This is a genomic window from Pseudomonas sp. AB39(2026) (assembly GCF_059831485.1).
In genome coordinates, this window is sequence record NZ_CP195212.1 from 4,161,744 (window position 1) to 4,174,982 (window position 13,239).

General features: G+C 60.9%; 14 protein-coding genes and 1 tRNA gene. 3 read left to right on the plus strand and 12 right to left on the minus strand.

The window, feature by feature from the left end; translation table 11 throughout:
• Positions 1–16: 16 nt before the first annotated feature.
• A complete protein-coding gene (locus ACSAMW_RS19100) occupies positions 17–781 on the minus strand; it encodes a hypothetical protein (protein ID WP_500591620.1) in 765 nt (254 codons plus the stop codon).
• A 193-nt stretch (positions 782–974) separates the two neighbouring features.
• Here ACSAMW_RS19100 and ACSAMW_RS19105 point away from each other — a divergent pair, with 193 nt between their 5' ends.
• Both ACSAMW_RS19105 and ACSAMW_RS19110 read left to right on the plus strand, forming a co-directional pair.
• Entirely contained in the window at positions 975–1,439 is a 465-nt protein-coding gene (locus ACSAMW_RS19105; protein WP_500591621.1) for a helix-turn-helix domain-containing protein, read from the plus strand.
• A gap of 137 nt (positions 1,440–1,576) precedes the next feature.
• Positions 1,577–1,921 (plus strand): HigA family addiction module antitoxin, encoded by a 345-nt coding sequence (locus ACSAMW_RS19110; protein WP_500594081.1) that lies wholly within the window; start codon positions 1,577–1,579, stop codon positions 1,919–1,921.
• Between the two features lie 24 nt (positions 1,922–1,945).
• Here ACSAMW_RS19110 and ACSAMW_RS19115 read toward each other — a convergent pair.
• The 4 genes from ACSAMW_RS19115 to ACSAMW_RS19130 form a co-directional block, all read right to left on the minus strand.
• Positions 1,946–2,019: transfer RNA gene (locus tag ACSAMW_RS19115), tRNA-Gly, on the minus strand.
• Positions 2,020–2,105: 86 nt separating this feature from the next.
• Positions 2,106–2,816: a pseudouridine synthase gene (locus ACSAMW_RS19120; protein ID WP_500591622.1), complete on the minus strand. Its 711-nt coding sequence runs from the start codon at positions 2,814–2,816 to the stop codon at positions 2,106–2,108.
• Positions 2,806–3,018, minus strand: coding sequence for a cysteine-rich CWC family protein (locus tag ACSAMW_RS19125; RefSeq protein WP_500591623.1), 213 nt, complete (start codon positions 3,016–3,018; stop codon positions 2,806–2,808). Before ACSAMW_RS19125 ends, ACSAMW_RS19120 begins: the two co-directional genes overlap by 11 nt.
• 64 nt (positions 3,019–3,082) lie before the next feature.
• Complete coding sequence (locus ACSAMW_RS19130) at positions 3,083–3,715, minus strand: energy transducer TonB (RefSeq protein WP_500591624.1); 633 nt, start codon at positions 3,713–3,715, stop codon at positions 3,083–3,085.
• A gap of 94 nt (positions 3,716–3,809) precedes the next feature.
• Between ACSAMW_RS19130 and ACSAMW_RS19135 the strand changes: the two genes are divergently transcribed.
• A complete protein-coding gene (locus ACSAMW_RS19135; protein WP_500591625.1) occupies positions 3,810–4,592 on the plus strand; it encodes a class I SAM-dependent methyltransferase in 783 nt (260 codons plus the stop codon).
• Here the strand turns inward: ACSAMW_RS19135 and ACSAMW_RS19140 are convergent.
• From ACSAMW_RS19140 to ACSAMW_RS19170, 7 genes are all read right to left on the minus strand, one after another.
• The gene (locus ACSAMW_RS19140; protein WP_500591626.1) at positions 4,589–4,981 is read right to left on the minus strand and encodes a YbaY family lipoprotein; all 393 of its coding nucleotides are present in this window, start codon (positions 4,979–4,981) and stop codon (positions 4,589–4,591) included. The two genes, ACSAMW_RS19135 and ACSAMW_RS19140, sit on opposite strands and share 4 nt — an antisense overlap.
• A 126-nt stretch (positions 4,982–5,107) precedes the next feature.
• The gene (locus tag ACSAMW_RS19145) at positions 5,108–5,494 is read right to left on the minus strand and encodes a YbaY family lipoprotein (RefSeq protein ID WP_500591627.1); all 387 of its coding nucleotides are present in this window, start codon (positions 5,492–5,494) and stop codon (positions 5,108–5,110) included.
• A gap of 47 nt (positions 5,495–5,541) precedes the next feature.
• The gene (gene plsB, locus ACSAMW_RS19150) at positions 5,542–8,112 is read right to left on the minus strand and encodes a glycerol-3-phosphate 1-O-acyltransferase PlsB (RefSeq protein ID WP_500591628.1); all 2,571 of its coding nucleotides are present in this window, start codon (positions 8,110–8,112) and stop codon (positions 5,542–5,544) included.
• Between the two features lie 63 nt (positions 8,113–8,175).
• Positions 8,176–8,550, minus strand: a complete 375-nt coding sequence (locus ACSAMW_RS19155; protein WP_500594082.1) for a hypothetical protein — start codon at positions 8,548–8,550, stop codon at positions 8,176–8,178.
• 23 nt (positions 8,551–8,573) lie between these two features.
• Positions 8,574–9,407 carry a putative RNA methyltransferase gene (locus tag ACSAMW_RS19160; protein ID WP_500591629.1) on the minus strand — a complete coding sequence of 278 codons (834 nt, stop codon included), beginning with the start codon at positions 9,405–9,407 and terminating at the stop codon, positions 8,574–8,576.
• Positions 9,407–10,558 (minus strand): succinyl-diaminopimelate desuccinylase, encoded by a 1,152-nt coding sequence (gene dapE / locus ACSAMW_RS19165; protein WP_500591630.1) that lies wholly within the window; start codon positions 10,556–10,558, stop codon positions 9,407–9,409. The genes ACSAMW_RS19160 and dapE overlap by 1 nt, the downstream gene beginning before the upstream one ends.
• A gap of 69 nt (positions 10,559–10,627) precedes the next feature.
• A complete protein-coding gene (locus tag ACSAMW_RS19170) occupies positions 10,628–13,219 on the minus strand; it encodes a glycosyltransferase (RefSeq protein ID WP_500591631.1) in 2,592 nt (863 codons plus the stop codon).
• Between the last annotated feature and the right edge of the window lie 20 nt (positions 13,220–13,239).

Sequence of the window (13,239 nt, forward strand, 5' to 3'; positions counted from 1 at the left end):
GTGTATCTCCGGCCAGCTAAGGCACCGGGACTCCCAGGTATTTCGCGATTCGAGCAGTATCTTCTTTGCACCCATGAGCGAATGCCTGCCTCAGAAATTGGGCTTGGGTTGCTTTGGTTCGTTCGTCTATTCCTGACATTGCTAGTGTGTAATAACCCTCTGCCTGAAATTCTTCAGCGCTCAATGCTTGAGGACGTGCATTGTCCGCGATCCATTGGATAGCGTCTTCACCAGGCTGCAAAGCTGGCTTGTGCTTGGGAAAGCAGTACGGGTTTCGGGTCGTTATTGGGTATTCTGACAAGTAGGGATCTACGCCCTCAATTGTTGTTTGAAGGAGTTTCAACCGCCTGGAGTAGTCTTCGCTAGGTGGGTAAAAATCAATACACTTTGCATACTCCAAAGCGCCAGCCATTAGCCCTCGTTCGGCAGCCTGGCCGAGCAAATCACACATTTCTTTGTTGTTTTTAAAGGGTTTTTTTGCAAACAACAGGTTAGCCTTTTGGTACATAGCGACGCCGTTCCCAGCGGCGATGGCATTGTCTAGGTGTGTGTACATTCGCTTGTCAATTTTCACGAGTTCATCTACGAGCGCCCGCCCTTTCGCTACGTCAGTGTCATGCCGCGCAGCCATGTCCTGCAACTGTGCATAACCATTTTTTAGAACCTCCATGTCTTTTTGCGCTGCGAGCCATTCGGAAGCGGCTCTAGGTTGCGGTGCCTCGGCAAATGAAAAAGAAGATATCAGGCAAATGCCCAAGATTGATAAGCGACGGTAGTTCATGTAACAACCTTAAGTAAGCGGTGATTTTTTTTGTGTCCTTGCATTTCTACATACCTACGACAGGCGGCAACAGACGTACTGTTATCGACTTGGACGGAACAATCTGAATATGGCCTAGCTAAAATGGTTAGGCAGGCGCCGGCAACAAGAGAGGAACCAGACCATAAGCACTCTGATTGAAAAGCCTCATTTTGTGCGTGAATCGCTGGAGCAAATACAGGCGTTGGTGGAGCAGCTGCGCGGTCAATACGTCCATGGGATCAAAGGTCCTGCGGACTACAAGCGAGCTACCCTGCTGCTGGATAAGCTTACCGATGGGCACATACTCAACCGGTATGAAGAGCAGATCTTGGTTGAGGTGGAGGAGGCCATTCTGGATTATGAGCAGGGCGATGCGACCTTCAGCCGTTTCAGTGCTGAAGCACAAGCTGCCGCCACGCCTATACAGCTGCTGAAGGATCTGATGGAAACCCACACTCTGTCCGGCTCAGACCTGCCTGAAATTGGCGACAAAACGTCTGTATCCAAGGTCCTGAACGGCGAGCGCCCGATCAGTCACAAAAAGCTTTTGCATTGGCTGAACGATTTGGCATTGACCCGAAAGCATTCATCGCTGCGCAGGTTCGAGCCTCTGCTAAAACGTCGAGCATTGCTGTAACCATGTAGCAGAATCCTGCATCGGTTCTGGTTGGCAGGCAAAGCAGGCTACTGGCACATGGCTTTCCGCTTTATCGACACGGCTGCGGAACTGGTTCTTTACCTTGATCAGCACTGAAAGGGTAGCGACAGATGGCAATGCACAACCCACCTCATCCGGGCGAAGCGCTGCGCGAAGATGTATTGCCGGAACTCAAGTTATCTACTACGGACCTAGCCAAGCAGATTGGCTATTCTAGAAGGCGTCTATCCACACTACTCAATGGCCGTTCTGCCGTTAAAGCAGACCTGGCGTGGCGTCTGGAGTTAGCAGGTGTAGGCAAGGCCCATATGTGGCTTGCTCGCCAGTTGGCCTATGATTTGTGGTGCGCTCAGCACAAAAGCATTCCACCGATCACTAAGCCAGGTGCCCAGCAATCTAAGGCAATTCTGAGTGTAAACCAGATAGATCAACTACAGCGAAGGGGCTCGAAAGCCAGGTAACGCGAGGGCTTGAAGAGGAAAATCTGGAGCGGGTAGAGGGAATCGAACCCTCAACTAAAGCTTGGGAAGCTTTCGTTTTGCCACTAAACTATACCCGCTCAAGGGCGTACTTTTTACCAGAAAGCGTTTGAAAACAGAACCTTTTTTTTCGCCAAAGCGAAACGCCTGCCCTCCGCTTTACCCCTTACCCCTCCAGCGACGCCTGCAGGCTGGCCAGCTCCCCCTCGGTCAACGCCCGATAGGCCCCAGGCGCCAAGGCCGGGTCCAGCGCTAAAGGGCCTATGGCCACCCGGTGCAGTCGGGTCACTTTGTTTTGGAAGTGGCCGAACATACGCTTGACTTGATGGTAACGCCCCTCCACCAAACTTAAGTGGGCCGAGTGCGACCCTAGCAGGGTGAGGTGGGCGGGCAGGGTGGTGAGGCCTTCGTAGGCGAAGTACAGGCCTGCCTCGAACACGCTGGCATAGTGCGCTTCGATGGGTTGCTCGGTTTCCACGTAGTACAGTTTGGGCAGCTTGCTGCCGGGCTGTGTGAGGCGGCGGGACCAGTGGCCGTCGTTGGTCAACAGCAGTAGCCCAGTGCTGTTGTAGTCCAGGCGGCCTGCCAGGTGCAGGTCGGTGCGTTCGGCTTCTGGCAGCAGGTCAAGCACCGTGCGGTGCTCGGGGTCGCTGGTGGCGCTTACGCAGCCCTCGGGTTTATGCAGCATCAGGTAGCGCGCCGGGTAGCCGTGCTGCACCACTTGGCCGCGGACGCTCACGGTCGCGAACGGGCGAATGTCCCAGGCGGGTTCCTGTACCACGCACCCGTCCACTTCAACCTCGCCCATGGCCAGCGCTCGCCTGGCCTGCTGGCGGTTGTAGCCCGGAAGGTTGGCAACCAGGCGGTCAAGGCGCATCGGTAGGCTTAGCCGATACAGGCGCTAACCCAGCGGCACAGCGTGGGCACAGGCACGCTGCGCCCCGTGGCGCATCCGGCAGGGCAGCCAGCACCTTGGCGTCTACGGTCACGTTGAAGCACCAGCAAGGGGCCGTGCTGGGCATGGTCATGGCGCACTGGTTCGAACAGCCACAGGCCGGGCAGGTGGAAGGGTCTGGCATGGGGAAGGGCAACCTTATGAAGCGATCACGCGTGTGCGCATTGTCGCATACGTGAGGGTTGGCTTCAGGCTGTAACGCGCAGGTTCTGCAGCACGATTGGCCGGGCCCAGCCGGTATCGAAGTCGAACTCGCGCTGCTGGTAGATCAGTGTCTGCTCATCGAAAGGCACGTTGGCCGGGGGCAGCAGGTCCGTTTCGAACTCGGCGATCGGTAAGTACAGGGCACGTGGTTTGGGCGCAGGGCCTGGCTCGGGCAGCGGCTTACCGTTGGCAAACACGATAGGCCGGCGCCAGCCGGTGTCCAGGTCAAGCTCCAGCTGTTGAGCTTGCAGTTCTTCAGCCGGGTAGGGGACTGCTGCGGGTGGCAACAGGTCGGTGTCGAATTCTGCGATGGGCAGGAACAGGGGCTTGGGCGGCTCTATCACCTGCTCGGCAATGTCACAGCCCCGTTGCTCGTGCACTTGCTGCAGCCATTGGGCGCCGGCAACCGGTTCGCCGTCGGCGTTGACGGGGGCTGGCAATACAAAGGGTGGTGCGTCAGTGGCCGTATCAGAATCACCTTCAGGTGCAGGCTTGAGCGCGCTGGCGAAAAAGTCCTGCCAAAGGTGGCTCACCCCGCCCAGGGTCTGGGTATTGCGCCGGCTGAAGTTGCCAACCGGTGACAGATAACCAACAGGTGGGGAAATGAGATCGGTCATTGGCGTTCAGGGGACCCAAAGCTCTGGCAAAATATCGCACACAGTCACTATCGGCCGCTTGCGGCGAAGATTTAACCTTTTTCGAGTACAGGTGATGCAAGAGCGACAAGCGGCGTGCCGCATTCAGGTGGTGCCCATGGCTGAAGCGTTCCGTGAAACCGCCCAGGCCTTGGCGACGACGCTGGGCCTGCCTTTGGTGCTGGAGGCAGCGGATTTTGCCCTTCAGGTAGGGCCCGCCGGTGTGCAGTTGCAACAGCTGGGGGCGGAGGCACCCGGCCCGGTGTGGGTGGATTTTCTCCAAGGCGGCGCGGCACACCGGCGCCAGTTCGGCGGAGGCAGCGGGCAGATGATCGCCAAGGCCGCTGGCCTGCAGCCCGGCGTACGCCCCCATGTGCTGGATGCTACGGCAGGGTTGGGGCAGGACGCTTTTGTACTGGCGACCTTGGGCTGCCGCCTGGACCTGATCGAGCGCCAGCCCATTATTGCCACCCTGTTAAGGGATGGCCTGGCACGCGCCAGCCTGGATCAAGAAGTAGGCCCTATCGTAGCCCGCATGGCGTTGCACCAAGGCAATGCTATTGAACGGATGAGCCACTGGGAGGGCGAAGCGCCACAAGTGGTGTACCTGGACCCTATGTTCCCTCACCGGGACAAAAGCGCCCTGGTGAAAAAGGAGATGCGCCTGTTCCGCCCGCTGGTCGGTGATGACCTGGACGCGCCGGCCTTGCTGGAAGCAGCGCTGGCGCTGGCCACCCATCGCGTGACGGTAAAGCGCCCGCGCAAGGCGCCACCGGTTGAAGGGCCGAAGCCAGCGCTGTGCATTGAAGGTAAATCCAGCCGCTATGACATTTACCCGAAGAAGTCCCTGAAACCCTAGCGCATGGGCTCCACTTTCACGCGCAGCGGCTGCGGGTCGTTGCCATCGAGCGTGACAGGCACCGCCTGGGTATTGATCCACAGCAGCTTCCCCGCCGATTCGATACGGGCAGTGATTGCATAGCGGTGACCACTGGCCAGCTGTCGACGGTCGTAGCTCAGCTCGAAGGGAATGGGCACCTGAGCACCGGCGGGGCCGGTATAGCGCGCCAAGGCAACCGCCGGGGCGTCGGCCATGGAGACATCCGCCAGGGTTACGTTCAACACGGCTGTGGGCGGTAATGCGATCCGTTGCAGGTAATAGGCCTGGCCTTGCAGCACGGCGGTGTCAGGCCAGTGTTGGCAACCGCCGAGCAACAGGGCGGCTAGAAGAGGGAAAAGTCGTTTCAAGAGGGCACTCCAGGCCATGATCAGAACGCTGAATGTAGCGGATCGATAGGGCCTGTGCAGCAGGGGAAGCTCTGAAGCAGGAGGCGTACCGAAGCATAGGGGGGCTGCGCTTCGGTATCCTGGGCCTTATCGCACGTCGAACGGCAGGTCGTCCTCCGGCACAATCCCGCCTGGGCAGAAGACAGCTGATTGCACGTTGACCACTTTAATGTCCGCCGCCTTGGTTTCAGGCAGTGGAATGACTAGTTGAGCTTCGCTGGCTTTGAATAGATGGTCATCCAAGTACAGCTTGGCGGACAACGCGTAGCTATGGGTAGGGGCCAGGGCTGCAGGGTCGTAGGCCAGGCTGTAGCTCAACGAACCCCAGGCAGGCACGGCACGCGAAGTGCTGGCAACCAGTTTGGCTTCTTTGTTCTCGACAGACAATTCGTGCAATTCCACTACCAAGGTAACCGGAGGCAAGGCCTCGCGGGTACGGTAGGTGACATGGCCGGTCAGTGTTGCTGTAGTCATCGCAGTAAGCTCCGTAAGTAGCCCGGCCCTATGCCGGGGTTGCTACGTTACTCAGTTGCGTCAGGGCCCTTGCGGTGCATATGTGACACAAGCGCCTCAGCAGGCGCGTCTGCCAACAACGCCTCAGGCGCCGCCTCCGTTTCACGCACCGCCAGCTCTTCGTTGCGGTGCAGGGTCACCTGCCGAATGGACAGCCGCACTTCAGCGGACAGCACGCGCTTGGCTGCACCTTCTGCCAGTTCGCCTAGGCCGCTCTGGTAGCCCAGCTTGCCTTCCTCGTTGCGGTGCACCACACCGGTATCGACCAACGCCTGGATAAAATGCCGGAACAGCATTTTGTCGAAAAACTCGGGTGCATTGAGCCCATGGAGAATGGACAGCCGCTGGGCCATGACCGTGGCCAGGTCTTCCAGGGCCTCAGCGGTAAGCCCGTATTGCCCATGGTTAAGCAACAGCGCAATAGCCATATAGAAGCGTTGCAGCGTTTGGGTAATGCCCCGGGCAAGTAGGGTGAGCAGTACGAACTGCCGGGAGCTGGGGGCGGGCCTCAGGTAGTTTTCCCCTTCCTGGCGCAGCAAGCCGTGGCTCACAAACGCCGCCAGCCACTGGTCCATCACGCCATCGAGTTCTTCCACCGACCAGCGAATGAACAGCTCTGCCCGCAGGTAGGGGTAAAGGGCGCGCGTGAAGCGCAGTACCTGCTCCCGGTTGATACGGGCTGAGCTCTGGAACAGGCTTGCCAACAACGCGGGCAGGGCGAATACGTGCAGCACGTTGTTGCGGTAGTACGTCATCAGTACCGCATTCTGTTCGTTCAAGTACAGGATGCGGCCCAAGGCATCCGATTGCTCGGCTACCAACCCCATACCCTTCACATGGGCAATCAGGGCCAGGCCATCGCCCTCGGGCAGGGTGGTATAAGGCGAATAGGGCACCTCGCGCATCAGCCCCAGGAACAGGTCCAGCACCCGTGCCAGTGCGCTTTCGTCCAGCGCCTGGCGTGCAGTGGACAGCAGGGCCAGGGCCACCAGGTTGGCCGGGTTGATGGCCGCGGCTTCGTTGATATGGCAAGCCACCTGCTCGCCCAACTGGTGCGTGACCCGGTTCAACCAGGCGGGTTTGAAATCCTCGGCGGGTGGTTCGGCGCGCCAGCCAGGTTGTTGGGCGTCCAGGAACTCCGTGAGGCGAACAGGCCGGCCAAAATTGACCGATACCTGCCCGAAGCGCTGCTTGAGGGCGCCAATCACCTTGAAGATATCGAGCACCGACTCCTTCTTTTTGGCCGCGCCACGGAGTTCGCCCAGGTAAGTGCGGCCCTCCAGCACACGCTCGTAGCCGATGTACACCGGTACAAACACGATAGGCGTGCGTGACGAGCGCAGGTAGCTGCGCACGGTGATGGCCAGCATGCCCGGCTTGGGGCGCAGCATTCGCCCAGTGCGCGAGCGCCCGCCTTCCACGAAATACTCGACCGGGAAACCCTTGGTGAACAGGGTGTGCAGGTATTCGTTGAACACCGCCGCATAGAGGGGGTTGCCCTTGAACGTGCGGCGCATGAAGAACGCGCCGCCCCGGCGAAGGAGGCTGCCAATCACAGGCATGTTCAAGTTGATGCCGGCAGCAATGTGCGGCGGCGTGAGGCCATGACGGAACAGCAAGTAAGACAGCAGCAGGTAGTCGATATGGCTGCGGTGGCACGGCACATAGATCACTTCATGCCCTGGCGCCAGGGCCTGTACCTGCTCGATCTGGCTGACCTTGATGCCATCGTAGATCTTGTTCCAGAACCAGCTCAGTACCACCTCAAGAAAGCGAATGGCCGTGTAGGTGTAATCCGAGGCAATCTCGTTGCCATAACGCAGTGCCTGGCTTTCGGCCCGTTCCAGGCTGATGTTCTCGCGGGCAGCTTCGTCGGCGATGGCTTGGCGAACAGGCGCTGCGTGAACCAGGCCTTTGACCAGGTGGCGGCGATGTGAAATATCCGGCCCGATCACGGCCGCCTTTTGCTGGCGGAAATGGACCCGCAACAAACGTTGCGCCATGCGTACGGTGCGCTCCGGGCCTTTGCCCGCGTCCACCAGTTCGCGCAGGGAAAGGGCCGGTGCAAACTGGACGCGGGTCTTGCGACCCAGAATCAGTACCGTAACCAGCCGACGCAGGCGCCCGGTCACTGCCCAACTGTCGGCGAACAGCAGCTTCCAAGGGCTGGACTCGCTGTCAGGTGACAGCCCCCAGAACACGCTTACGGGCACAATCAGTGCATCCTCGCCAGGGCGTTGGGTACAGGCCTCTACCAGGCGCTGCAGCGCCGGCGGGGCACCACGCTTGTCTCGCCGCCCTAACCAGTCTGCCGCAGGGGTGAGGTAGAAATGGGCGCGGGGTTCCAGTAGCGGGCCCACTGCCACTGGCCGAACCGGGCGCGGCAGCCCCAGGCGCCGACATTCGTGGTCTACCACGGCCAGGTCCGTCGTCGCTGGGCTTTCCAGCACATAGATGACAGGGCGGCTGCGGTCCAGGCTCGTGCCGGCGCCTGGGTTGATGGTTTCCGAGCGGACCCACAGGTAGAGGATTCTACGCAATGCACTGGCGACAACACGGTGCAAGACAGAAGGGGACATAGGGGCAGGCTCAGGTAAACCCGTATTGTAGAAGCTGGCGTAGCCTGCGAACAGCCCGTGGCCTCAGGTTCGCCAGGTGATCTCTTCTTCCCCGTCGGCGCTTACCCGAATCCAGCGGTCGGCCTGCTCGTCGCTTTCCTCTTCGACCCAGGTGCCCGGCGCGCATCTTACCTCGACCTTGAGGGCCTGGTGCGCGGCTCGCGCGCACGCAAGGTCATCCGCCCATGGCGTGCGGTCACTTTCGAGAAACAGGCTGTTCCATTTGCCCACGGCCAAGGGCACCCAGGTGACAGGGATGTCGCCTGCGCTGCATTTCCATACCTGCCCTTTTTGTGCCCAGGCGGTGCATGGGCCCAGGGCTGTGGACAGCCAGGTGGTGATCGCCTTGTGATCGACGTCCGCGTCCTTGAGGTAGATCTCGATATCCGGTTGCCGCATGGTGGGTTCGCTCGATGAAGGGGTCATTGGGCTACCGAAGCAGCATCGTTGGCATTGACAAAATAATCGTACCGCATGGATACCGTTACCGCGAAGGGGCCGGGCCGCTCGATCAAGGCCTTGCGCTTGTCAGCGCTGGCGCGCCAGCCATGGGGTGTCATGGCCAGCAGGTGGGCACGGCTGTCACCGGCCGGCAGGTGCAAGGGGTACGTCAGCACCTCGGAGTGGGCCAGCGTCATGCCGTCGGGCACCTTAGCAAGGTGCTTGTCATCCACGTATTCGCGCACCTGGTCGTACAGCTGTTCACGCAGCTCCATCAGGTGGTCCCGGTTGGGCCCCACGCGCATCAGGCCGCCACCGGGGCGCAACACGCGCTGGGCCTCCTGCCAGTCCAGTGGGCTGAACACACTGGCAATGAAATCACAGCTGGCCGAGGCCAAGGGCACCCGCGCCATGCTCGCCACCAGCCAGGTCACCGTGGGGGCGCGGCGACAGGCGCGCTTGACGGCCTCACGGGAAATGTCCAGGCCATAACCCTGTGCTTCCGGCAGGGCCTGAGCCATCTGGGCGGTGTAATAGCCTTCACCGCAGCCGATGTCCAGCCACTGGCCAGGGTGGCGCTCGTGGGCCAGTGCAGCCAGGCGCGCAGCCACCGGGGCATAGTGGCCTTCCTCAAGGAAGGCGCGCCGGGCATCGACCATGGCCTGGTTATCCCCTGGCGCGCGGCTGTTCTTGTGCTGAACGGGCAGCAGGTTCAGGTAGCCCTGGCGGGCGCGGTCGAAGCGGTGGCCCGCTGGGCAGGCCACGCCGTTATCGGCGAGCAGCAGTGGGGCGGAACACAGGGGGCAGGTCAGCATCAGGCAAGCAGCTTCACAAGGGTGTGGTAATAGATATCGGTGAGCAGGTCCAGGTCGCTGGCTAGTACGCGTTCATCCACTTGGTGGATGGTAGCGTTCACCGGCCCGAGCTCAACCACTTGGGTACCCAAGGTGGCGATAAAGCGGCCATCGCTGGTGCCGCCACTGGTGGAGGGCTGGGTTTCACGGCCTGTGACGTCTTTGATGGCACCGGCCACCGCAGTGAGCAGGTCGCCAGGTTCGGTCAGGAACGGCAACCCCGACAGCGCCCAATCGATATGCCAGTCCAGCCCATGTTTGTCGAGGATAGCTGACACCCGCTGCTGCAAGCCTTCCACGGTGGATTCAGTAGAGAAGCGGAAGTTGAATACGACCGTCAGCTCGCCAGGAATCACGTTGGTGGCGCCTGTGCCCCCATTGATGTTGGACACCTGGAAGCTGGTAGGCGGGAAGAACGCATTGCCGTCGTCCCAGTGCTCGGCGGTCAGCTCGGCCAGGGCAGGGGCTAACAGGTGAATAGGGTTGCGCGCCAGGTGAGGGTAGGCCACATGACCTTGCTTGCCACGCACCAGCAAGGTAGCGCCCAGCGAGCCGCGACGGCCGTTCTTCACCACGTCGCCCACCAGTGTGGTGCTAGACGGCTCACCCACGATGCACCAGTCCAGCCGTTCGTTGCGAGCTGCCAGGCGCTCCACCACAGCCTTGGTCCCATGGTGAGCCGGGCCTTCTTCATCGCTGGTAATCAGGAAGGTAATGGCGCCTCGGTGGGCCGGGTAATCCGCCACGAATCGCTCGGCGGCCACCACCATAGCGGCCAGGCTGCCTTTCATGTCCGCCGCGCCGCGGCCACACAGCATGCCCTGTTCATCGATCAGGGCATCAAAAGGCCCGTGTTGCCATTGAGCGGCGGGGCCGGTGGGTACGACGTCCGTATGCCCTGCAAAGCACAGCACCGGGCCGTCCTGGCTGCCATGGTGTGCCCAAAAGTTATCCACATCCTGGATGCGCATGGGTTCCAAGGCAAAGCCGGCGGCACCCAAGCGCTGCATCATCAGGGCCTGGCAGTCGGCGTCCAGCGGCGTAATCGACGGGCGCCGGATCAGCTCGCAGGCCAAGGCAAGGGTAGGCGACAGGTCAACAGCGGCCGACATGGTGTTACTCCGGGCAAGGCGGGAAAAGGCTGCGTATGGTAAAGCAAAAACGCCTGCCGGGCTTGCCCCTCAAGCATCGCTCATGGCGACCTTGGCTGCCCGGTGCAAACGGGGTGCTGTGGACACCAGCGCCATGATCACGGCCGCCAGGTAGGGCAGGGATTGCACCAGTAGCATCACCAGCCACCAGCGTGCGTCCGAACTGGGCAGCCCCTGAATCAGGCAGAGGCCGGCTGCTGCACTCCATAGCAGCACCAGTACGTACAACTCTTCACGTGCCTCACCTAATGCGGTGGCCACGCCATGGGTGCCGGCCAGCTTGGGTGTACGTACAAAGGGCATGCTCTTGGTGAACACGCCATAGAGCACCGCTTTACCAATGGTATGTGACAGCGCCAGCCCGGCCACAGCCGCGTACAGGCCCCGACGCAAGGGCAGGCCCAAGGCACGTCGGTACAGGAATAGCAGCTTGCCGACCTTGAACACAAACAAGGCCAGGGGTGGAATGGCAAAGATCAGCAGAGGAGGGGCGACCCGATTGGGCACGATGATCATGGCCCCACTCCACAGCAGGGCGCCGAAGGTGAAGTAGATGTTCATGCCGTCGGCGATCCAGGGCAGCCAGCCGGCCACAAAGTGGTAACGCTGGCCTCGCGTGAGTTTGCCTTTACCCAGTAGCAACGTGGCGGCATGGCGCTTGAGAATTTGCACAGCGCCGTAGGCCCAGCGCACTCGTTGTTTCTTGAAGGCGCTGAAGGTATCTGGCATCAGGCCTTTGCCGTAGCTGCGCGGGTGATAAGCGGCAGACAAGCCTTCTTCGAATACGCGCAACCCCAGTTCGGCATCCTCGCAGATACACCATTTGGCCCAGCCGAGCCGGTCCAGCACACTGCGGCGGGTGAGTGTCATGGTGCCATGCTGGATAATCGCATCCCGGTCGTTGCGGGTAATCATGCCGATGCGGAAAAAACCCTGGTACTCCAAGTGGCACAGGCGCTTGAACAGGCTGTCGTGCTCGTCCCGGTAATCCTGAGGGCTTTGCACGATGGCAATTTTCGGGTCCGCGAAATGCGGCACCATGTGCTTGAGCCACTCCGGTGCCACGCAGTAGTCGGAGTCGATGACCGCGATCACCTCGGCATCCTTGGCCGTGTGTTCCAGCAGGTAATTAAGCGCGCCGCCCTTGAAGCCTTCCAGGGGGGCCACGTGGAAGAACCGGAAGCGGGGCCCCAGGGTGGCGCAATGGGCTTCTACCGGTTGCCATACGGCAGGGTCTTGGGTGTTGTTGTCGATCACCAGCACTTCAAAGTCGGGGTAGTCCAGTGCCGCAAGGGCGTCCAGCGTGGCATTCACCATGGCTGGCGGTTCGTTGTAGCACGGCACATGGACAGACACCTTGGGCCGATACGCTTCGCTCGCCTCTACAGGAGGGAACGGCCGGCGACGCTTTCGCGTCCACACTGCTTCGGCCAGTTCATGGGCCTCGGTGAGCAGCACAATGGCTACGCCCAGCACTCCAAGGGCCAGCAGCCCGCCCACGATCAGGCTGAACCAGGTGCTGTATTGCTGGCTGTAGTCGTAGGCGATCCACACCAGCACCGACCCGCACAGGAACGCGATAAACGTGAGAAAGGTACGGCCGCGCTGGCGCAGGGCTGAACCGTCAATCAGAAGCAGGGCCAGCGCTACCAGTGCCAGCACGGCCGAGGCCGTGGCCAGCAGCCGCCATTGTGGAATGGCCACGACGGGGCCGGCGAAGTTGAACTTGGGCTGGCGGGCGGCATTGAAGACGCCCCAGTAGGCGCCTACGGCGCCTTCATCGTTGGCTTTCCACGGCTGGTCGTAGGCTTCGATCACAAAGTAGTCATAGCCTCGGCGGTTAAGGGTGTTGACCAGCTTGCGCAAATAAAGGGCCTGGTCTGCCTGGCTGGCATCGGCGCCGCCCCGCATTCGCCCATTGCTGGGCCAGCCCACTTCCGAGAGCAGCAGTTGTTTTTTAGGGAATTGCTGCCGCAGCTCGCGGGCGCGGGCCAGCACAAAGCTGCCGGCGTCCTCCATCTTCACGAATTCCCAGTACGGCAGAATGTGCGCGGCAATCAGGTCCACATGGGCAGCCAGCTCAGGGTGATGGTTCCAGATGTGCCACTGTTCGGAGGTAGTCACCGGCACCTTTACCGCTGCGCGTACCCGATCCAGGTAAGCAGCCAGTTGTTCTGAGGTCACCTCTTGGCGAAACAGCGCCTCGTTGCCGACGATCACCCTCACCACACTGCGGTAACGGTTGGCCAAGTCGATCCCGGTGGCTATTTCTCGCTCGTTGCGGGCCGTGTCGTTGCCGATCCAGATGCCCAGCGTCACTTGCAGGCCGGCCTCCTCAGCCAGGCGCGGAATGTCTGCCTGGGTACCAGCCACTGAATAGGTCCGCACACTCTCGGTGTATTGGCTGAGCTGGTTCAGGTCTTGGAGGATTTCAGCATCACTGGGGTAACGGTCCGCTTGAGGGTTCTGCCCCAGGCGGAAAGGGGAGTAGGAGAACCCGCCGATGCGGTCGGGCCAATCCGGGGCAGACACCGGGCGGTTGATCAGTGCCCAGCCGCCAATGAACAATGAGGCAATGGCCAGCACGGTCATCAGGTTCAGGCCCAGCTTGCGGGTAGGCATTTAATTGCGACGTCCTTGCA